The 17,964-nt window shown below is 63.0% G+C and carries 23 protein-coding genes and 1 pseudogene; 8 read left to right on the forward strand and 16 right to left on the reverse strand.

Annotated elements, in window-relative coordinates; translation table 11 throughout:
• Positions 1–190 precede the first annotated feature (190 nt).
• The 9 genes from QOL62_RS16275 to QOL62_RS16315 form a co-directional block, all read right to left on the reverse strand.
• The gene (locus QOL62_RS16275; protein ID WP_257542300.1) at positions 191–613 is read right to left on the reverse strand and encodes a hypothetical protein; all 423 of its coding nucleotides are present in this window, start codon (positions 611–613) and stop codon (positions 191–193) included.
• Complete coding sequence (locus QOL62_RS16280; RefSeq protein WP_257542297.1) at positions 610–1,209, reverse strand: phage tail assembly protein T; 600 nt, start codon at positions 1,207–1,209, stop codon at positions 610–612. Before QOL62_RS16280 ends, QOL62_RS16275 begins: the two co-directional genes overlap by 4 nt.
• The gene (locus tag QOL62_RS16285; RefSeq protein WP_257542295.1) at positions 1,206–1,472 is read right to left on the reverse strand and encodes a hypothetical protein; all 267 of its coding nucleotides are present in this window, start codon (positions 1,470–1,472) and stop codon (positions 1,206–1,208) included. Before QOL62_RS16285 ends, QOL62_RS16280 begins: the two co-directional genes overlap by 4 nt.
• The gene (locus tag QOL62_RS16290; RefSeq protein WP_283406994.1) at positions 1,469–1,834 is read right to left on the reverse strand and encodes a hypothetical protein; all 366 of its coding nucleotides are present in this window, start codon (positions 1,832–1,834) and stop codon (positions 1,469–1,471) included. The genes QOL62_RS16285 and QOL62_RS16290 overlap by 4 nt, the downstream gene beginning before the upstream one ends.
• Positions 1,831–2,769: an ArdC family protein gene (locus tag QOL62_RS16295; RefSeq protein WP_257542291.1), complete on the reverse strand. Its 939-nt coding sequence runs from the start codon at positions 2,767–2,769 to the stop codon at positions 1,831–1,833. Before QOL62_RS16295 ends, QOL62_RS16290 begins: the two co-directional genes overlap by 4 nt.
• 881 nt (positions 2,770–3,650) lie before the next feature.
• Positions 3,651–3,983 (reverse strand): single-stranded DNA-binding protein, encoded by a 333-nt coding sequence (locus tag QOL62_RS16300; protein ID WP_257542289.1) that lies wholly within the window; start codon positions 3,981–3,983, stop codon positions 3,651–3,653.
• 344 nt (positions 3,984–4,327) lie between these two features.
• Positions 4,328–4,693 (reverse strand): WGR domain-containing protein, encoded by a 366-nt coding sequence (locus tag QOL62_RS16305; RefSeq protein WP_257542287.1) that lies wholly within the window; start codon positions 4,691–4,693, stop codon positions 4,328–4,330.
• A 97-nt stretch (positions 4,694–4,790) separates the two neighbouring features.
• On the reverse strand, positions 4,791–5,669 hold the full coding sequence (locus QOL62_RS16310; protein WP_257542285.1) for a zeta toxin family protein: 879 nt from the start codon (positions 5,667–5,669) through the stop codon (positions 4,791–4,793).
• Positions 5,670–5,674: 5 nt separating this feature from the next.
• Positions 5,675–5,971, reverse strand: coding sequence for a hypothetical protein (locus QOL62_RS16315; RefSeq protein ID WP_257542283.1), 297 nt, complete (start codon positions 5,969–5,971; stop codon positions 5,675–5,677).
• 290 nt (positions 5,972–6,261) lie between these two features.
• Between QOL62_RS16315 and QOL62_RS16320 the strand changes: the two genes are divergently transcribed.
• The gene (locus tag QOL62_RS16320) at positions 6,262–6,576 is read left to right on the forward strand and encodes a hypothetical protein (RefSeq protein ID WP_283406995.1); all 315 of its coding nucleotides are present in this window, start codon (positions 6,262–6,264) and stop codon (positions 6,574–6,576) included.
• Between the two features lie 2 nt (positions 6,577–6,578).
• On the opposite strand, the gene QOL62_RS16325 is transcribed toward QOL62_RS16320, so the two are convergent.
• The 3 genes from QOL62_RS16325 to QOL62_RS16335 all read right to left on the reverse strand — a co-directional run bounded on the left by QOL62_RS16325 (position 6,579) and on the right by QOL62_RS16335 (position 9,104).
• Entirely contained in the window at positions 6,579–6,809 is a 231-nt protein-coding gene (locus QOL62_RS16325) for a hypothetical protein (protein ID WP_283406996.1), read from the reverse strand.
• Positions 6,806–7,090: a hypothetical protein gene (locus tag QOL62_RS16330; RefSeq protein WP_283406997.1), complete on the reverse strand. Its 285-nt coding sequence runs from the start codon at positions 7,088–7,090 to the stop codon at positions 6,806–6,808. The genes QOL62_RS16325 and QOL62_RS16330 overlap by 4 nt, the downstream gene beginning before the upstream one ends.
• A 67-nt stretch (positions 7,091–7,157) precedes the next feature.
• Positions 7,158–9,104, reverse strand: coding sequence for a ParB/RepB/Spo0J family partition protein (locus tag QOL62_RS16335; protein WP_283406998.1), 1,947 nt, complete (start codon positions 9,102–9,104; stop codon positions 7,158–7,160).
• A 589-nt stretch (positions 9,105–9,693) separates the two neighbouring features.
• On the opposite strand from QOL62_RS16335, the gene QOL62_RS16340 reads away from it, so the two are divergent.
• The 4 genes and pseudogenes from QOL62_RS16340 to QOL62_RS16355 all read left to right on the forward strand — a co-directional run bounded on the left by QOL62_RS16340 (position 9,694) and on the right by QOL62_RS16355 (position 11,957).
• Positions 9,694–9,909 (forward strand): hypothetical protein, encoded by a 216-nt coding sequence (locus tag QOL62_RS16340; RefSeq protein WP_283406999.1) that lies wholly within the window; start codon positions 9,694–9,696, stop codon positions 9,907–9,909.
• An 842-nt stretch (positions 9,910–10,751) separates the two neighbouring features.
• Positions 10,752–11,287 (forward strand): annotated as a pseudogene (locus QOL62_RS16345) (GGDEF domain-containing protein).
• Positions 11,284–11,478, forward strand: a complete 195-nt coding sequence (locus QOL62_RS16350) for a hypothetical protein (RefSeq protein ID WP_283407000.1) — start codon at positions 11,284–11,286, stop codon at positions 11,476–11,478. Before QOL62_RS16345 ends, QOL62_RS16350 begins: the two are co-directional and overlap by 4 nt.
• A gap of 74 nt (positions 11,479–11,552) precedes the next feature.
• Positions 11,553–11,957: a response regulator gene (locus tag QOL62_RS16355; protein ID WP_283407001.1), complete on the forward strand. Its 405-nt coding sequence runs from the start codon at positions 11,553–11,555 to the stop codon at positions 11,955–11,957.
• Between the two features lie 64 nt (positions 11,958–12,021).
• Here QOL62_RS16355 and QOL62_RS16360 read toward each other — a convergent pair whose 3' ends face one another.
• The 4 genes from QOL62_RS16360 to repC form a co-directional block, all read right to left on the reverse strand.
• Complete coding sequence (locus QOL62_RS16360; RefSeq protein ID WP_283407002.1) at positions 12,022–12,243, reverse strand: DUF6771 family protein; 222 nt, start codon at positions 12,241–12,243, stop codon at positions 12,022–12,024.
• Positions 12,244–12,298: 55 nt separating this feature from the next.
• Positions 12,299–12,850 (reverse strand): recombinase family protein, encoded by a 552-nt coding sequence (locus QOL62_RS16365; protein ID WP_257542454.1) that lies wholly within the window; start codon positions 12,848–12,850, stop codon positions 12,299–12,301.
• A 378-nt stretch (positions 12,851–13,228) separates the two neighbouring features.
• The gene (gene trfA, locus QOL62_RS16370; protein ID WP_306812073.1) at positions 13,229–14,611 is read right to left on the reverse strand and encodes a plasmid replication initiator TrfA; all 1,383 of its coding nucleotides are present in this window, start codon (positions 14,609–14,611) and stop codon (positions 13,229–13,231) included.
• Positions 14,611–15,876, reverse strand: a complete 1,266-nt coding sequence (gene repC, locus QOL62_RS16375) for a plasmid replication protein RepC (RefSeq protein ID WP_257542452.1) — start codon at positions 15,874–15,876, stop codon at positions 14,611–14,613. Before repC ends, trfA begins: the two co-directional genes overlap by 1 nt.
• Before the next feature lie 719 nt (positions 15,877–16,595).
• Between repC and QOL62_RS16380 the strand changes: the two genes are divergently transcribed.
• The 3 genes from QOL62_RS16380 to QOL62_RS16390 are packed head-to-tail and all read left to right on the forward strand — an operon-like array spanning position 16,596 to position 17,964.
• Positions 16,596–16,958 (forward strand): hypothetical protein, encoded by a 363-nt coding sequence (locus QOL62_RS16380; protein ID WP_257542450.1) that lies wholly within the window; start codon positions 16,596–16,598, stop codon positions 16,956–16,958.
• Positions 16,955–17,635, forward strand: a complete 681-nt coding sequence (locus tag QOL62_RS16385) for a lytic transglycosylase domain-containing protein (protein ID WP_257542448.1) — start codon at positions 16,955–16,957, stop codon at positions 17,633–17,635. The genes QOL62_RS16380 and QOL62_RS16385 overlap by 4 nt, the downstream gene beginning before the upstream one ends.
• The gene (locus tag QOL62_RS16390; RefSeq protein WP_257542446.1) at positions 17,632–17,964 is read left to right on the forward strand and encodes a TrbC/VirB2 family protein; all 333 of its coding nucleotides are present in this window, start codon (positions 17,632–17,634) and stop codon (positions 17,962–17,964) included. The genes QOL62_RS16385 and QOL62_RS16390 overlap by 4 nt, the downstream gene beginning before the upstream one ends.

Consider the following 17,964-nt stretch of genomic DNA (forward strand, 5'->3'; position numbering starts at 1 on the left):
CGCGATCACCAAGCGAGGCCGTTTGCGGCCGAGACGGCTTGGCCCTTGCGCCAGGGGGCAGGAACAGGCCCCGGAATCCCTGCAAACAGCGCGGCCGATTTATCGGCGGCCATCACGATCATTGGCGGCGGCGCCGGCGAATGATCCCGGTCAAAAACCCCGCCGGATCGGCCCGCCGATCCGGCGACTGCTACAGGTCCAGCTCGCCTTGCCGGAACTCGGCGGGTTCCTCGCCTTCCCGGCCCTGCCATGCGATCTTGTCGCCTTGCCAGATGGTGACGAAACCACGGCCCCGCTCCGGTTCGGGATCGGGTTTGCGCTCGAAATTGTAGCAGAAGCTGCGGCCCATCGTGCCGCCACTGGCGACAGGGCCACCCGGCCGATGACGGATATGATTGCAATAGCCGCTCGGCTCCTTGACCCTGCGGCCATAGCCTCCCTGCCATGCCCGATAGTCGGATTCCTCGCGCGCGGTGGGCGGCTTCCAATGAAGGCAGCGGCCACAGGCCGCATCATAGGGCCGGGGCGCATAGGCTGGGGGCGGTGTCTGCGGTGCCGGATCGTCTAGCGGCGGTCCCCCGTTGTCGCCTATGCCGGGGCGGGGGGCCTTCATTGCCCGTCCTCGATCGGTTCGACGTCGCGTAGCTCGACAAAAACGATCTTCTCGGATCGCTCGGCACCTACCGGATCAAGATAGATATGGACATAATCGGTGATGGTTCGGGAGACGCGCCAGACCACGCCGACGCGGCCGACCCTGCGCTCGAATTGGCCGTCGATGGAGGCTGACGATCCTATCAGGCGAACGCGCTGGCCAAGCCGCAGCCAATTCGCCGCTGAACGGAGCATCGCCGCCTTCTCTTCGTCGCTTAGCTGGGGGCGGCCGATGCCGAATGCTGCATGGGGATCGCGCGCGATCCGGGCCAGCTTCTCGTCAACAGGCTCCGGTTGCCAGTCGATGACCGGCCCCGGCCTCGTCCGGTGCATGTGTGTCACCACCTTCGCGCCGAATAGATCGGGCTGCACGCCTATGGTGCGTCTGGCGATCATGGCGGCGTGATAATCGTGCCGCCATTGCCCATCGGGGGTGAGTGGCGGCCGCTCACGCGCCAGCGCCATAAGCTCGGCAAACTCCTCCTCCGAATTGGTGGCGATTTTCGGATCATAGCCCATCACGGCGCGGGCGCGCTCTCCGGCCCCGCTACTCATGTTGCGGCCCGTTCCAGCGTCTCGCCGATATCGTCCGCATCGAACGATTCCAGCGCCGCGATAGCTCCCTCCAAGGCGTCGATGCTTTCCTGCATCTGCTGGGCGCGCTCGCCCTCCTGCAAGCTCATGGGCAGGCTGTCGCGGGCGATTTCCTCGTCGTCGCGGATTTCCTGCAATGCCTCGATAACGGCCTGAATATCGGCCACGATGCCGTCGACCTTCTTGCGGACGGTGGCGATCCGCTTGCGGCGTTCGCGGTTCATGCTTCGCCTCCCTCGGCTTGGGGGCGCACATCGCCATGAATGATCCGGAAGCCTGCTGCGGCCAGTTCATCGCATAGCGCGCACTTGCGCTCCGCTGTGTCGCCCGTTTTCGCGATGTAGGCGCACCGGCCCCAATGAAACTCAAAACCGGCGCGTTTCAGGCATCCGCGAAAACGCTGGTGGGTGCGCTCGCTCCAATCGAAGGTGCCAGCATAATTGCGGAAGGCAGCGACGGCATAGACGGAGCCATAGTTTTCATCGCGCCAGCGCAATTCGATCTGCGGGGGATTCTTAGGCATGGGTCGATCCTTGGGAGAACAGGGACGGAATGGGGCGGCGGCGCGCCGCCCCTGATCGATCAAGCGGCCTGCCTTGCGGGTTCGTCGGCCATGTGGGAGAGGATCAATTCGCTCGCGGCCTGTGCGGCGCTGGCGGCGCGGAAGATGGCGCGCTTGTCGCCCCGAAGCGCTTTGAGCCAATCGGCAATATAAGCGGCGTGATCCTCGCGCTCGGTCGGTTCCATGCCTAGCTGCGCGCAAAGCATCGCCGCGCCAATCTCGGCAATCAGTTCCTCGAAAGCCCGGATTTCCTTGCTTTCACCGTAGTTGCGAAGGCTGTCGCGGTCCAAGCGGTCGGGATGCCCGGTGCTGTGGATTCCTTCATGGGCAAGGGTTGCATAGAAGGCGTTGCCGCTCACGAAATCGCCAAAGACGGGCATCTGTATGCGATCTTCGGACTGCCGGTAGAACGCGCTCGATCCGCCTTCGCTATAGGGGACAGGGTAATGGGCAAAGGCGGCGTCAAGGTCCGGGTCGCGCTCATCGCGGTTCTTGATCTCGACAACCGGGGCCGGATATTTCGCCATATCCAAGCCGTCGATCTGCTCGACATTGAACACGACATAGCGTTTCAGATAGCGCCGCGTCCGATCCTCGCCGTCATCGTCGCTCTGGTGCTGCTCGGCCTCGCCGTCCTTCGGGGTGAAGGTTCCGGCATGAACGACAAGATTGCCCTTCTCGCCCTTGCGGACCTGACCGCCCAGCTCGTGCGCTTGCCGGTAAGTCATCCAATAGGGATTGGCGTAACCGCGCGCCATCGCTGCGGACCAAAGCAGGAGGATATTGATTCCCCGGTAGGGAGTCCCTTCGTGACGCAAGGGAAGGGTTGCCGCGCCCGATGCCCATGACGGCGACCACGGGCGGGTGCCTGCCTCCAGCAAGGCGATAATGCCCGCTGTGACTTCTTCGTAAACGTCGATCCGGTTGGCTTGCGCGCTGCGGGCTGTGTTCCGTGCCATGTGCTTGTTTCCCTTCCTAAAAGATGAAGCCGAAGGCGCTGGCGACATCGGCTTCTGCCTGCTGGCGAAGCGGGTCGGGGAATGGCGCAACGGAGGGCTGATCGCGGGGGAGGGGGATCACCCGCCCTGCACAAGCGCAGCGCGGAAGGGTGGGGATACCCCCGCGATCACCAAGCGAGGGAGCTTGCGACCGAGACGGCCTGGCCCTTGCGCCAGGGGGCCGGAACAGGCCCCGGAATCCCTGCAAATAGCGCGGCCGATTTATCGGCGGCCATCACGATCATGGGTCAGCGCGACGACGAATGATCGGTGCTTCAGAAAACGGCTCGGCCCATGGCCCGCCCAAGAACGCGCAGGGAGAGGGGGCAGGCGGATTCGATCGGGGTGGTGCGGGCGCAACGAAGCGAGCCTCGGCCCGGTCTAATTCGCTTGCTGGGGAGAGGGGGCCGCGCGCTCCTTTCCCCGACAAGGCGAAAGGATCTCGCCGCCCCTGGGCGGCGTCACTGATCGACCGCGGCGTCGACCAGGCGGCAAGCATTGCGCCGGCGAGCTGGGTGACGTGGAAGCGCGGGCAGGGGGGCGTTGCGGGGGGACGTGTCCCCCTGCAGAGGGGGTAGGGCGAGACGCGGCACGCGGCTCGAACTCAGGGGGAGACTTCCCCCCTCGATCGCGTAACTCGGACCTCCGAAGCCCGAAAGCTCTCTACGGCGCTATTGGAGAGCGCGTTCGCCTTCGGGCATCAAGACAGCTTACGAGGATCACGGCCGTTCGGACGCGAAATTGACGGTCGCGGCGGTGCATTTTAGGGCGTCCAACCGGGAGATTCGCAGCCATTACGAACACGGAAGGAGGGGCGGGCCTTGCGGCCCGCCCCGGCGCCGTCACTCGGCGCGTTCGGCCGCGTGAGCGAGGATGCCGAACTGGTCGACGATGCGGTCGACGGTGTAAACCGTCTCGTCGCCCTTCTCGTAGCTGCTGTCCCGCAGGCGGCCTTCGACCCGCACCAGGTCGCCGACCTTGGCCTTGTCCGCGATATAATTGCGGGTGCCTTCGCGGAAGATCGCGACGCGGTTCCAATAGGTGTCATCGGCCCATTCGCCGGTGTTCTCATCCTTGTAGGGATAGTTGGCGGCGATCTTCAGGTGGACCACACCGTTACCGGCCTTGATCTCACCGATGCGGCCGATGATCTCGAACTTGGCAAGGTTACGCATCTTCATTTCCTTTCTTCGGGTTGATGATGGAAATGGGCGTCGCGGCAGCTTCGGCGCGTGCAAGGAAAGAAACGGAGGGTCCGTGGCACACGGAAACCGTAGCCCCGACCTCGACGGGGTGGTTGTTTCCTTGCACGTCTGAGCCGGGGCGGAGCGATCTTCCATCAGCAAAAAGCCCGTTGAAGGACATGGATGCAGTTCCTTGCCTGTTCGGGATTGCCGCATGGTGTGAGCCAGTCCGGCAGCGGCCCGCGTTCCGCCTTATCGCTGCCGACGTGCTCAAGGATCAAGCAAACCGGCAACCACGAGGACAATTGGAAGTGTAAAACATAATGCCTATTGTTTTACAACCGCGCAGGTCTTTCCGCGAAGCTATCCGCAATAGGCGACAAGGCTGGCGGTGTGGTGCGGTCGAACGCTGCGGGTCGATTGCAAAAGGGCGAGGGGAGATAGGGCACACCGATCCGCTTCTTCGCCGTTCCGCGTCGACGCAATGTCGCGGCGACGTGCCGCTCGGCGCTGGGGCGATCCGGAAAGGACAGCCGCTTGCTCCGGCCATGCGCGCCGATGCGCCCCCAGCTCGTCTCAACGATATAGGAGCCGAACAGGTCGCGGGTCACGACGATCTCATAGCGGCGACGGATATTGCGGGCATGATCGAGCGCGATCAGCTCGATCGGGACGAACAGGGCCGGGAAGCTGCAATGCATCCCCGGATTCTACCGGCCCCGGCGCGCGAAGTCTGACGACTATTTCGAATCAAACTCGCGCGACTGATTCACGCAATGAATCAGTCGCGCGCCGCGCCTAGCGTTCGCGCGGGTTCTTGCCACGCCCTTGATCGGTGCGCCCGCGATCAGGCTTCGCCTTCGCCTGCGGAACGATCCCATAGCGTTGCAGCGCGGGCGCGAGGCGATCGATTTCCCTGCGCCTATAGGCTACTTCCTCAGCCGTAAGGGGGCGCCCGCGCTCGCGCTCGACAATCGCACGCGCGCGCGGCTCGTCCGGGGAGGGGGGACGGGAAAAATCGAAGCGATGCAGGATCTCACCGCCGCGCCGATAAATGGTGAGGCGGTCGGCAAGGCGCTCATCCTGCATCCGGTCCAGCGTATCGAGCATTCCGCCCAGCGCGGCCCGATGCGCTTCCATGCTCGTCATGCGCCCGTAGCCGCGGCTGTCCTTCTGCGCGATGAAGCGCTGAAGGATGCCAAGCGCGCTCAACTCCGGGTTGACCGCCAGCGCTCGCGCATCGGTCACAAAGCCGCTGTCGCGAAAGCGGGTGAGGGTTTCCGCCACCTTGTCGGGCAGGCGCATGGTGCCTTCGACCGCGACATTGCAGCGCCGCCCAGCAGCGTCGGCAATCGCCATTTCGATCCAGCGGCCCGAATCGCGATCGGTGAAGAAAGCAGCGGTGCGGTCGTCCTGACGCTGCAATTCGCTATAGCGCGGATGGAAGGCGCGCAGGTCATCGCCGATGATTTCGATCAGGCCCCCGCGCCGATCGAACTCGGCGTGGGCGGCCGCCAGCAAGGCGCTCTTGCCAGCGCCAGGCTGGCCGCCAAGCACCAGAGCGGTAGGGCGCTCGACCGGCGCGGCCTGCGCGAACAGCAGCGGCGCGATGCGGCTTTTGTAGATCGCGCGATGCTTGTCCGGGGAAAGACGATAACGATCCGGGTCACGATCCATGCAGATCAGGCGGCGACGGCCAACTCGCTCTTGCCGTCGCGCGCGCGGACAATCGCGCTATATTCGCGGAGGACTTGCGCGACCGTAGCGTCATCGGCGACGCGCAGCGACTTCATCACGTCGAAACAATGGCGCGTCTGCATTTCGAGAAAGGCAAGGCGATCGCCGTCGGGCTGCGGCTTGGTCTGCTCGGCATCGATCTCGGCGCTGTAGCCCGCGATTACGTCAACCACCGCCTCGCGCGCCGCCTCGAAGGCGACGGCCTGGTCCTGAGTCCAGAGGGGAGCGGCAATCTCGGTCATGGCGATGATCCTATCAGAAAAGGCGTGGCGGAACAATTGGGGACCGCGAACAGGCTCAGCGCCCGCGCGGCCCCAGGGGCGCGCCCGCCGCACCGCCTTGGGCGGTGGGGAGCGCCGCCGCGAAGGCGGGGGCGCTGGCGCGTCGGCGCCATCGCTGGTCGGGCAAGTGCCGCGAGACTTCTCAAGCGATGGCTCCTGAGATACCGTCCGGGGCAGATAGCGCACCAAGTCCGCGCCGGGAGCCAACGCAATTTCTTGCGCAAATGTCAGGCATCGCCAAGATGACGATCATGCACCTTTCCAAAGTTAGCGCCGCTACGCTGTTGAAGGTCATCGGATTCCTGTTCTGGGTGATCGGGATCGCCGGAGCGCTCTCGCTTTCCGCAGCCGCGATCCGGTGGGTGGCAGACGGCGTTCCATTGCCCCCGCGCCAAAGCGCATTCGACGCGACATTGCTCCTGGCCGGATGGGTAGTCTCGCGGTTGTGCGCGATCCTGCGAACGCGCCTGAAAGGAAGCGATCAGGGCGATCCTCCCGGCCCGGGCGCCACACCGCGCGATGGCGGGGTGCGCCGCCGCCAAGGCGGCGGCGCTGGCGCGGCCTAGAGTCAACCACCGGGATCGCTGTCTGGAACAGGTTCGACGGACAGACCGGGAAAAACGCTTGGGAAGAACTCCCGCTGCCGTCCCTCGGCGCTGGTCGCGACGATTTTCCCGACGCTGACGGGGCCGCGCGTCACATAGTCGAGCACCCAGCTTTCACCGCGAAAGTCCGCAATGGCCTGCCCCGGCTTCACCGGCTCGCCCGCGAGCAGGGCACGATAGCGAGGCCCGCTCACGCGACCGACTCCCGCGCGGCGGCATGGGCGGCAACCGCCGCATATTCGCCGGGGGAATGATCGCGCAGGAAATCGAGCGCCGCGCGATGATAGGCGCTGCCTTCGGCGGCGCGGGCGGCGACGTGCCGCCACGCCTCGTCATCGCTGGCGAAACACTCGTCGGCATCCACGCGCTGTAGCTGGTAGGGATCGGGGCGGCCGACTTCGCACAAATCGAATATCCCCCAGCCCTCGGCATGGGCCTGCCGGTTGTCGAAAGCGGGTTCATCATAATGCTGCATGGCTATTATCCTTGAATTTGGGGTGTTGGGGAAGGGGGCCGCCCCGGAGAAGCGGCCCCCTCCCGTTTCACTCGGCAGCGACCGCAAAATGCTCGTCGGGGTCGTTGTCGGCCTCGGCAAAGGCGCACTCATCCACCGCTTCGACCTCACCGGCGTCGATATCCTCGCCATCGTCGTCCTGCGGCTCTGCCTCGTCCTCCGGCTCGACTTCGGGTTCGTCCGGGGTGATGAGGGCAGGGGGAAGCCACCCGCGACCGGGGATGCGCTCGGCGCAAGCCTCTGCCAGCTTGCCCTTTGGCATCTTCTCGCAATTCTCGGCGGCGGCGGGTCCGCAAGCCTCGGTCAAGGCCGCAAGCATCGCCTTCTTGGTGATCGCCCCGAAGAACTCGACGCCACCCTCCCAATGATCGCGCATATCGAGACTGGCGGCGCGGGCGATCCGGTCCACCGAACGCAACCGTTCCGGGTCCGCATATTTGGCGTGGCGACCGTCGATCAACGCAGCGGTGCAGGCCGCGAGCAGGCGGGCAATATCGGCGTCGTCCAAGGCCAGAACCCATGCGAAGCGATTGGCCGCTTTCTTCGGCGCACCCGCGATCAGGTCGGCCACCCCGGCATAGGGCGACGACATTTCGCGTGTGTTATAGTCGAAATGCTGGGCCGGTTCCTGAATGTCCGTGCTGGCGCGAAGCTGAACCGCATGGGCGTCGGGATGGCTCTCCGCGAGGATCGGCAGCAGCGCATCGAGCAGCACCGCGTTGGCAAGGTGCTGGTTCTTCGCAACCTCGGCCTGCAAGGCAACAGTCCGCATCCGCGACAGTTCCTCGGTCATGCGGGCGTCATAGAGCGGTCGGGGGGCGCCGGTTCCGCTGTCGGAGCCGCTGGCGCTGCGGGTGCTACGGGGGGCCTTGCGGGTATAGGCCGTCACATCGGCTTTTCCCTGATGGCCGATCACGATCAACAGGACCGCGCCTCGCTTGGCCTCTTCGGAATAGTCGCGCTCGACAGTGCCGATCCTATCGATCTGGGCTTCGATCTCGCGCAATTCCTCGTCAAATTCCAGATCGAAATCTTCGCCAAGGGCCGCGAACAACTCCGCGATCCGTGCCTCCCGCTTCTCCTGTAGCTCATCCATGAACGCCTCTTCGGCATCGGACAGGGTGCGCGTTTCCTGATCGGGATAGAGCCGGTGCCACCGATAGCTGTCATAGGGCGTATTTTCGGCGGCAATGACCTCGCCCCAGCCTCTCGCCTCGGCCTCGGCGGCAAGCGCGTCCAGCTTCTCATCGACAAGCCGCTGCACCAGATCGGGATCGTCGGCATAGCCTTCCCCCTTGGGGGAGAACAGGTCGCCGGTGATGGTGCCGCCCGCTGCCTGATAGGCATCCATACCGACAAAGCTGAACAGCCGGTGCCCGGTCGTCACCTTGGTTTCGGTAAGGGCACGGCGGACCTCATGGGCGGTGCGATAGCGTTTCAGGATTCGCTCCTGCCGCTTGTGATCGCCGGTCAGGGTGAACGCCTGCGCGCAAGCGACGTCGATCTTGTTGGCGGCAAGAGCGTTGATGACCTTCAGGGAGAGAGCCGCGAGCGCCAGCATCTTGTCGACCTCGACAAGATCATAATGGTAGCGGTTGGCGATGGCTTCCTCGGTGTAGCCCTCGGCCTTCAAGGTGGCAAAGGCCCGGATCGCGTCGGCGGGGTGCATGTTCTCGCGCTGCGCGTTCTCGGCATAGCTGATCGATGTGGCGTTCTGCCCGTCGCGCAATTCGCAGCGCAACGTCGCATCGCGGCCCCATACCTTCGTCTTGACGTTATGGACGGCGGCTCGCCTGCGGCGCTCGCCCACGATGACCTCATATTTGCCGTCCTCGCGGGCAACCACGACAAGGTTCTGAATCTGCCCATCGTCGGACGCCATGCTGGCGGCTAGGGACTCGATCCCGGTCTTGACCTTGCGGACATTGCGAGGGGTCGCGACAAGATCATTCCAAAGAATATTGAGCGTCGTCATGTGATTTTCTCCTTGTTTTTCAATTGGCCGTCAGGCCGATGGCTCCTTTCGCCATCGGCCTTGGCGGACACGGACGCCCAAGAACGCGGAGGGTGAGGGGGGCAGCGAGAATCTGCCGGGGTGGTGCGGGCGCAGCGCAGCGAGCCTCGGCCCGGCCGATTGTCGTTGCTGGGGGAGAGGGGGCCGCGCGCCCCTCTCCCCGATAAGCAAAAAGGATCTCGCCGCCCCTGGGCGGCGTCATTGATCGACCGCGGCGTCGACCAGGCGACACGCATTGCGCCGGCGAGCTGGGCGACGGGAAAGGGGGCAGGGGGCGTTGCGGGGGGACGTGTCCCCCTGCAGAGGGGGTAGGGCGAGACGGCGAAGCGGCTCGCACTCAGGGGGAGACTTCCCCCCTCTCTTGAGGAAACTCTAGATTATCGTTCCGGATCGCCGCCGAAGATGTATCCACTAGAGCGGCCCGCCCCGCCTGAAAGATCAGGAAGAACAGCACCAGCCAAGAGAAGAGGCTCACCTTTAGGAGCGTTCCAATCTACTTTTCTGTCCGGACAGCGCTATTTGAGCAGGCGCCGGACCAAAGGAGCCTATCGTGTCGAACAGTAGGGACGATTGCCAGCAAGACGGACTCCATGCGGCGATCAAAATCGGTGTGATGGCCCTCCTGTCGCTTCCCGTTTTCCTGTGCATGGAAACGGGCGCGCTGCCGATAGGGCTGCTGGCGGTCAATCATCTGCTGGTGATGCTGGGCGCTTACGCCATCGGCGAGGCGATCGCGCGGTGGCTGCGGCCCTTGCGCCGCACTTAGACGGCGCCGCCCGCAACTCAGGGGAAACTACCCCCTTTGTGCTTCCAATCCCGACAGGCGATCTTCAAGTCTTCGCCGATCGCAATGTGCTGATACCGGAACTCACCCGCTGATGGGTTGACCAGCACAAGCTGCGGATTCAGCGATCAGCTCGCCCCGGAAACGATTCTCGGACAAGGCTGGTAGATTTTTTAACGCGCTTGCCGTAGCTTCCAACCTGCCTGCGGAGACGTGGGCGGAGGCGTGGAAACCTCTTGAAGATAGAGCCGGTCGAGCTTCAGCGACCGGGTGGCGGACGCGTATGTCCAAGGCCACCCGGCCCAAAGGCGTTCGCGCCTGACTATCTTCAGGTTTCCAACACCCGGTTCAGAGCCGGCACGCCTCCGAAAAAGAGGCGTGCCGCTGGCTATCCAAAGCGCGCGCAGGCGTTGGAGAAGGATGATCGAATAGGAGCGTGCGTGAACAGCCATTTGCCCGTCGGCCGACTGGCCGCGTATCTTGAAGCCCTGTCGAGAGAGAAAATCTGGTCGGCGATTGTCGTTACCACGGCGCTGATCGCCTATGCCGACTATATGCTTCCCGCGATCGCCGCGGCCCCGCTCTACATTCCTGTGATCTGTGCGGCTTGCTGGGGGCTGGGCGCGCGCGAGGGCTATTTCGTCGCGACCATCACGGCTTCCCTCGCCGTCGTGCCATCGCTCCGGTCGGGCATGAATCTCGCGCCGATGATGATCGCCTTGCGCGTCGTGGTCTGCATCCTCGTTTTCCTTTTCATGGCGGCGGTCATCACCAGCTTCCGCCGCTCCTACGATCGCGAGCTGTTCCATGCGCATCGCGATCGCATGACCGGCACGCTCAACAAGGAAGTGTTCCAACAACGCAGCGCACGCGCCATTGAGGACGCGAGGCATACTCGCCAAACGCTGCTGCTCGTCATCCTCGATCTCGATAATTTCGCGACCGTCAACAATCGCGAAGGCCATATCGTCGGGGATGACGTTCTGCGCTCCTTCGCCAAGGGCGTCTCCGCGATCATGCGCCGCGAGGATCTGATCGGCCGTATCGGTGCGATGAATTTGCCCTGCTGGTGCGCGTGCCGTCGATTGTCGAGGGCCAAGGCTTCGCAAGCGACATTCATGCCCGCCTTTCGGAAGTTCTGGCACGCGCGCCCATTCCGGTGACGTGCAGTATGGGGGCGCTCCTGATTCCGCCCGGCGCGAAGCATGACCCGCTCGCGCTGATGCACGCGGCCGACCAAGCCATGTATCGCGCGAAGCGCAATGGAAAGAACGGCATCGCGATCGAGAGGGCCGGAGAGGAGGAGTCGGCCGCGATCGTGCCTATCGCCAAGGCCAAGCCGCGCGAGGGCACGGCATGATGGATCTCGCCTCGATGCGCGCGCGTGCGATCGTGCTGATGCGCGAGGCTCTGGAACTGCTGGATGAAGCGGGGGAGTCCACCGCGGCGATGCACCTGCAAAGGGCACATGACGTCGCCATGCGCGTTCCTCCTATGCAGCCTGGCGACGAACTTGATTTTGAGTTTGGGCCGAAACCGGATCGGATCTGATGCTTCTTACCCCTGAGGAGGCAGATTCGTTCGGCGGCCCGCCCGCACAATTGGGAGAAAAGGGAGAAGGGAGCGTGGCGGCAACGATATCGGAAGCCCATATTGATCGCGGCGCGGATGTGCTCATCGTGGAAGATGAAAGCCTAGTGCGGATGATGGCGGCGGAAATTCTGGTCGAGGCGGGCTATCGGACAATCGAGGCGTGTGATGCGCCGACGGCATTGGCCGTTCTGGAACGTGACGATGGCATTGCGGCGATCTTCACCGATATCGAGATGCCGGGGATGAGTGGCCTTGCCCTTGCTGGAATAGTTCGCGAACGATGGCCGGGTGTCGCTATCCTCGTGACGTCCGGCAGGGTGCGTCCACGGCACGGCGAGTTTCCCGAAGGCGCCGATTTTATCCCCAAACCTTATAATCCCCCCGATCTGGTGAGGGCCGTAGGGGCTATGATCGCCCGGTCTGTTCGGGACATTTAGCGTTCTGACCGGCGGCGACCTCACCAAAGCCCGGACCTCCGAAGCCCGAAGGCTCTCTACGGCGCTATTGGGGAGCGCGTTCGCCTTCGGGCTTAACATCAAGCGGCAGCGCAAGTTGATTGACGTCGGGGCAAGGCGTGCCGATCAATTCTTCGATGATCGCGGCCGCCAGCGCACTTGCCGCCCGCTCGCGTAGATCCTCGTCCGGCATCGTCAAGCCAACGCGCGCCCAGCCCGGCGCCGCCAGAATGATGGCGGATAGCTCATCCTGTTCGATTCGTTCCATGAGAGGATGAGAACAAAAAAAGAACAAAAAGGCAAGCCACGCGTTTGGAGCCGGTTTATTCCATGCGCTTGCGGAGACGATAGATTGTCGGCCGACTGACGCCGAATTGGCGAGCCACGTCCGACACGCTCTGCTTTTCCAGCATTTTCGCGATCTTTGGCCAATCCTCATCGGAGAGGGCGTCCTTTCGGCCTCGCCGGACACGACGCTTGCTCTCGGATTCGGCATAGACTTCCGCGTTCTGCGCTTTGGCGGCGGCGGCGATAGCCCCAATAAGGGCACGGCCGTCGTCGGCCCCATCGGGATCGAGATTCAGCCGTTCGGCCAGCGTTCGCACACCGCAGCCCAAGCAGATGATCGACCAAATCGTTGCAACTAGGTCGGGAAGGGAGGATGCCAGTCGATCGAGACTGCCGATGACGAAGATATCGCCTTTCTCAAGATCTTCGATAGCTGCCGCGCGCTGTGCGAAGCGGCGGGCAGGGCGCTGGGGAAGATCATCGCGGAAAACGACTTTGCAGCCTGCCCTGCGCAACGCCTTTTCCTGATCGTCCAGCGACGGGCCGGTAAGCGTAGCACGCGCGTAACCGATCAAACGCCCAGCCATCAGGGCATACCCTGCGTTGCGGGAAGAAAGCCTTGCGATGCTTGTGAAATTGGCATGATCGGTGGTCGTGATCCGGGCAGGTGCTGCACAACCGAAAAAATCGCGCCCTGCCGGCAGCGCGTCCCCGGATCGAGAGGCGTGCCGGCCCAAAGCCGGGTGTTGGAAACACTGGCACAGCGCAGCGCGCATGCGCCTTTACCGTTGCCGGTTGGACATGCGCGCATGCCACCCGGCCGAAATGTCGACCGAGAAGCTGCGCTTGAAAGGTTTCCATGCCTCAGCCCGCGTCTCCGCGAGTTGTCCTGATCTCTAATCGGCGAAAGCACGAAGGCCAAGAGACTTTGCTGAATCTGAGGAACGCCCGCGCCCCGGATGAGGTCAAACAGCGGGCACAAGCTGGGTAATCAGGGGAACAGGATGCGGGCGGGTCCGATTTGCGCGCGGCGTGATAACGACTGTCGTAAGCACCTCGCGTCGGCGCGGCTTGGGCGCACCCGCCTTGGGCGGCACCACGACATCGTAGAGCGCCATCTGATATTCTGGAAGCTCGTCGGCCTCCGCGATGCCTTTGAGAGTGTGTTTGAATCGCGGCGCCGTATCGTTGCTGCCGACGTGGCGGCGAAGCACCTCGATCTCGATCTCCCATGGCTCGTCACCATCACAATGCGAGCGCGCCAGCTCGTAGAGCCGCCGTTCGATCGGCCCCAGCGAGAAATAATCATGGTGATAGGCGAGGATGCGCTGATCCAGCTTGATCGCGCGATAAAGCCAGTCGCAAAGCCGGACGCGAACTGCTTTCAATCGCTTATCACCCCCACGCCCGCGCGTCGAATACGCCAGCTTGGCCTCGGCGAGCCAGGAGAAATAACCTTCCTCACCCTCGCCGCCGGTTTCGATGTTGGTCCGGATCTGAGTGCCCTGAAGCCGCGACAAGGCTTCGGATAGTCGAGTATAGGAGCGGGCCGACAGACTAGTTCCCGTCACCCGGAAGAAGTCATGCGCCGTAAACGTGAAATCCTGCCCAACCGGCTCACCTTCGCGCAATTTCGCGGCCATGAGGCTCGCAATGTAGAGCACGATTTCCTTATCGTAGATGGTTGCGACCCCATTCTGGCTGGGGCGAACCTCGATCGACACATTCTCCGCATGATATTCGATCGGCTTCATCTGGGCGGTTTTGGTGAGGGCGAAAAAGGGGAAAGCCATAATGGACCGCTCGCCCCGAACATCACCATGTAGGGGGCTGTCGAATACAAAAAGGTCGCCCTGGCTGGAGGCCACCTTGGTCCTTCCTCTGTCTGATCGCCGAAAGCACGAATCCGCCGCGCTTTTTCCGGTTCCCAGATTGTCCCCGCGTCCGTGCGAAGTAAACCGGCACACCCGCTTCCATCGCTGAAAGCACGAATCTTTGACGCATTTCAGGGCCTTTGGGGGACGGTTTTGCACGACACTTTGAGGCCGATCTTTGAAAAATGGCCGTTGGATTCGTGCTTTCGCCGATTCTTGGGCAGACCCGATTCGTGCTTTCAGCGATTCCAGCCCGTCCGATTCGCATACACGAATCAGCCCTGCCAGCGCTGCGGCCGCTTTCGTGCTTTCGGCGATGGCTGGATTTGGGTCCGCGGCCGCCAAAATCGGTGCGTTCATGGGATCGACATTGCCGGAAACCCCGGAAAATAGCGGTTTTTCTACGCCGATAGCGTCGCCCCCGGTCGATTTTCGATGATCGGCGAAAGCACGTTCGTTCGTCGGATCGAGCATCACTGGATATCCGCCGCCTCGCGCAGACCATGGAAGGTCCGGCCCAGGTGCAGTTCGCCGATCGTCGCGCGCTGGGTCATGGCGCGCAGATAGCCGCCGGCGTTGGTCACTTGGCCCTCGCGTTCCTTGTGCGCGACCGCGATCATCGCTGCCGCCGCCCCGCGACGGCCCATGATCCGGCAGGCCTCGCGCCAGGTGTGATTGTTGATGAAGAGATAGGTAGCCTGCTGCTCGGCGATCGCGATCAAATCGCGCCATGTTCGGGTGCTGAGGTCCAGTTCCCAGCAAATCTCGCTGCAAGCCTTGCCGATAAAATCGACGTCGATCCCGTATTTGTCGAGGTCCGTTTCGACACGCGATGCCGGTGACGAAGGAGCACCGCCATTGCCACTACGCCCCTCTGCTAAGCCATTACGTATTTCTGCATTAGCAGGTTGGAGTTGGGTTGTAGTTGTATAGTGGGTGCAATTCGTTTCATCGGTGGGTGTAATATCTACTGAATTATCCACCGATTGTCCCTTGCCCTGTCCATCGTCAACGACGGTCGACGCGGTGATGAAGGCGACATGGACGCGACGCTTGCGAAGCTCGATCTGATGAACGAGGCGGGCAAGGGCATCGATATCGGCAAGACCCCGCGCGTGGTCGACGATCATGCGGGCGGTCTCGACTTCCTCCAGCCACTTACAGCCCTCCAAGCCCTCATCAATGGCCGTCTGAGCAAGCTGGGCGATTGTCTTGCGCGCAATGGTGAGCCGTCGGCGCAGTTCCTGCTTCTCGCGACGAACGGCTGTGGCACGCTCGGCGATCTCGGCAAACTCCATCATGCGCGCGCCGATCGGCCGCAGGTCGAAGCCGTAGCCCCAGACGATATGGCCATCAGCGCCACGCGCACCGCCACGGTGGCCATTCGGAGAATCCTGCGCGACGATCAGGCGCAGCGTTATGGCCTTGCGAAGCAGATTTTGCACCTGCCGCACCTCTACCCCCAGCTCCTCCGCCAAGCGCTCGTTGCTGGGCCAGACCAAAGGCTGGCGGCCTTCCTGCCAGTCCTGAGGCTTTGTCCATGCGAACAGAAGGTCGATCAGACGCACGATTCGAGCGCTCGCGCCGATGCTGGTCGCGGCGCGCTTGAAAGCGGCGAGGGCTTGGCCGTGGGTGATGCGGCCTGAAAAGCCACGAAACTGCTGGGCAGTCGCCTCGGCCGCCGCGAAATGAGCATCGTAGCGCCTATATCCGGCGCCTGGTTGCGGGACAGACAACATCGTTCGGTCACTCCAATTCTGGAGCCCGTGCGGACACAAAAAATCCGTGGCGCGGAATCGCGCGTTTTGGACTTGTTGTTTATCGAAGGACCGTATAGCTAGAGGTCGTCACACCGGCTTGCTTGCAGGCCTTCGAAAAGCCCGGCCATTGGCCGGGTTTTTTATGCCCTCACCAAAGCTCCTTCCGCGCGTCGTTTATCCGTTGGCAGCTCGCGCCTTATGCTGCCGGATTTCCACATGCGCAGTCGCCCCGCCGGTTCGGCGAACCCTTTCGCGAGAATCAGGAGGGTATGGCTGTGCATGGTCGAGACATCGCCGGAGCGGCCTTGGATGACCACCCGCGAATCCTCGTGCTTTTGGCGATATGCTCCACGAAGATTCGTGCCATCGGCGATAGTGGCAGCGAAACAAGCTAGATCAGGGAACCATGTTAGCCGCAGATCGCCGTTTGGGGGCGATCGTCGTATAGATGCCGCCGCGAGAGACGCGATAACCTCTATTGATATCTTCGGTGCTTTACTCTGACCCAGCACGGAAGAACGATAACAACTTTCCGCATCATTACCGACTTCATGCGGACATTGCAGGCTCATCCTCTCTGTCTCCCCCGACTCCCGACTCTTGATAGCAATTATGCCTGTGTAACGACGCTTGCCCTTGTAAAACAATAGGGCTATTATGTTACAACGACAGATTGCCCATAAGAAGGGGGAGGAGAGATGCGAAAGCTTCTGGCCGTCTCAGCAAGCGTAGCGCTGCTCGCCACGTTTGCGCCTGCACCGGCCCTCGCAAGCGACTTTGGCTGTCAGGTTCTGTTGTGCCTCTCCAATCCGGGCGGGCCGACACAATATCAGCAATGCGTTCCGCCGATCTCGAAGCTGTGGCGTCAACTCGCGTTGGGCAAGGCTTTTCCGTCCTGCACGGCGGGCGGCGTCGTCAAAACGAAGGTGCGCAATAAGGACAGCAGCACGCGGCGCCGGGTCGAAATGACCTATTCCGACGGGCGGATCGTAACCTATTCGCTCGCCGGCATCGAGCAAGCGGCATCAAGCGAAGCGATGGGCGAGGTCGGCTCGCAATGATCGTTTCGCTCGCCATAGCCCTCGATCTTGCGCGGCAATGCGCCCCGTCGGTGGCCCCGGCGACGATCCTCGCGATTGCTCATGCGGAAAGCGAACTCGATACGCTGGCGATCAACGTCAATGGCGGCCCCAAGCTGCGGCCTGCCACCAGCGCGGCCGACGCCGCGGCACTAGCCCGGAGCTATATCGCCGCAGGCTACAGCGTCGATCTGGGTCTTGGTCAGATCAACAGTAACAATCTTGGATGGCTCGGCCTGAGCGTCGAGGACACATTCGATCCTTGCCGAAATCTCGCAGCGGCCGCGCGCGTTATCAGCCTGAATTACAGCACCGCCGCGCGCGGGGGCGCGAGTGGGCCGGAAGCAATGGGGATCGCGCTTTCGCTTTATAATACCGGGAAGCCGCGCCGGGGATTTGCCAACGGCTATGTGGCGCGCGTTTACCGCTCGGCCGCGATTGTCACGCGTGGACTTGGCACGGCGACACCGGCCCCGCCGCCAGCGGCTGCGAGAGGGGAGGGGCGCTCTCCCGCGCTCGCGCCAGCGCTATCCCCGGCGCCTGCCCAGGTCGTTCAAGCCGCACCCGCATGGGACGTGTTCGCGCGGCCCGCCGCGCCAGCGCTCATCTTCGGCCGCCCCAAGGAAGCCGAGGAGCTTCAAGGAGAAATGATGCAATGACCTTCCCGCGCGTCGCCCGTCCGCTGCCGGTCAATCTCCCGGCGATCAAACGATGCTTTGGCTTGCTCGTGCTTGCCGCTGCGGTGAGCATGGTGATGACCGATCCCGCCTATGCGCAGGCGGCTGACGGCATCACGTCAATGGCGCAGAACATCCTTTCCTGGCTGACTGGCACGTTTGCCAAGACCATTTCGGTCATTGCGGTCGTGATCGTCGGCTTCATGTTCTTCACGGGCCGCGCCAGCCTGCCTCTTCTCGTTACCGTCATTGTCGGCATATTCATCGTGTTCAGCGCGGAGTGGATAGTCGATACGATTACGGGGGGCTGA

This window comes from Novosphingobium panipatense (genome assembly GCF_900182875.1).
Taxonomy (GTDB): domain Bacteria; phylum Pseudomonadota; class Alphaproteobacteria; order Sphingomonadales; family Sphingomonadaceae; genus Novosphingobium; species Novosphingobium panipatense.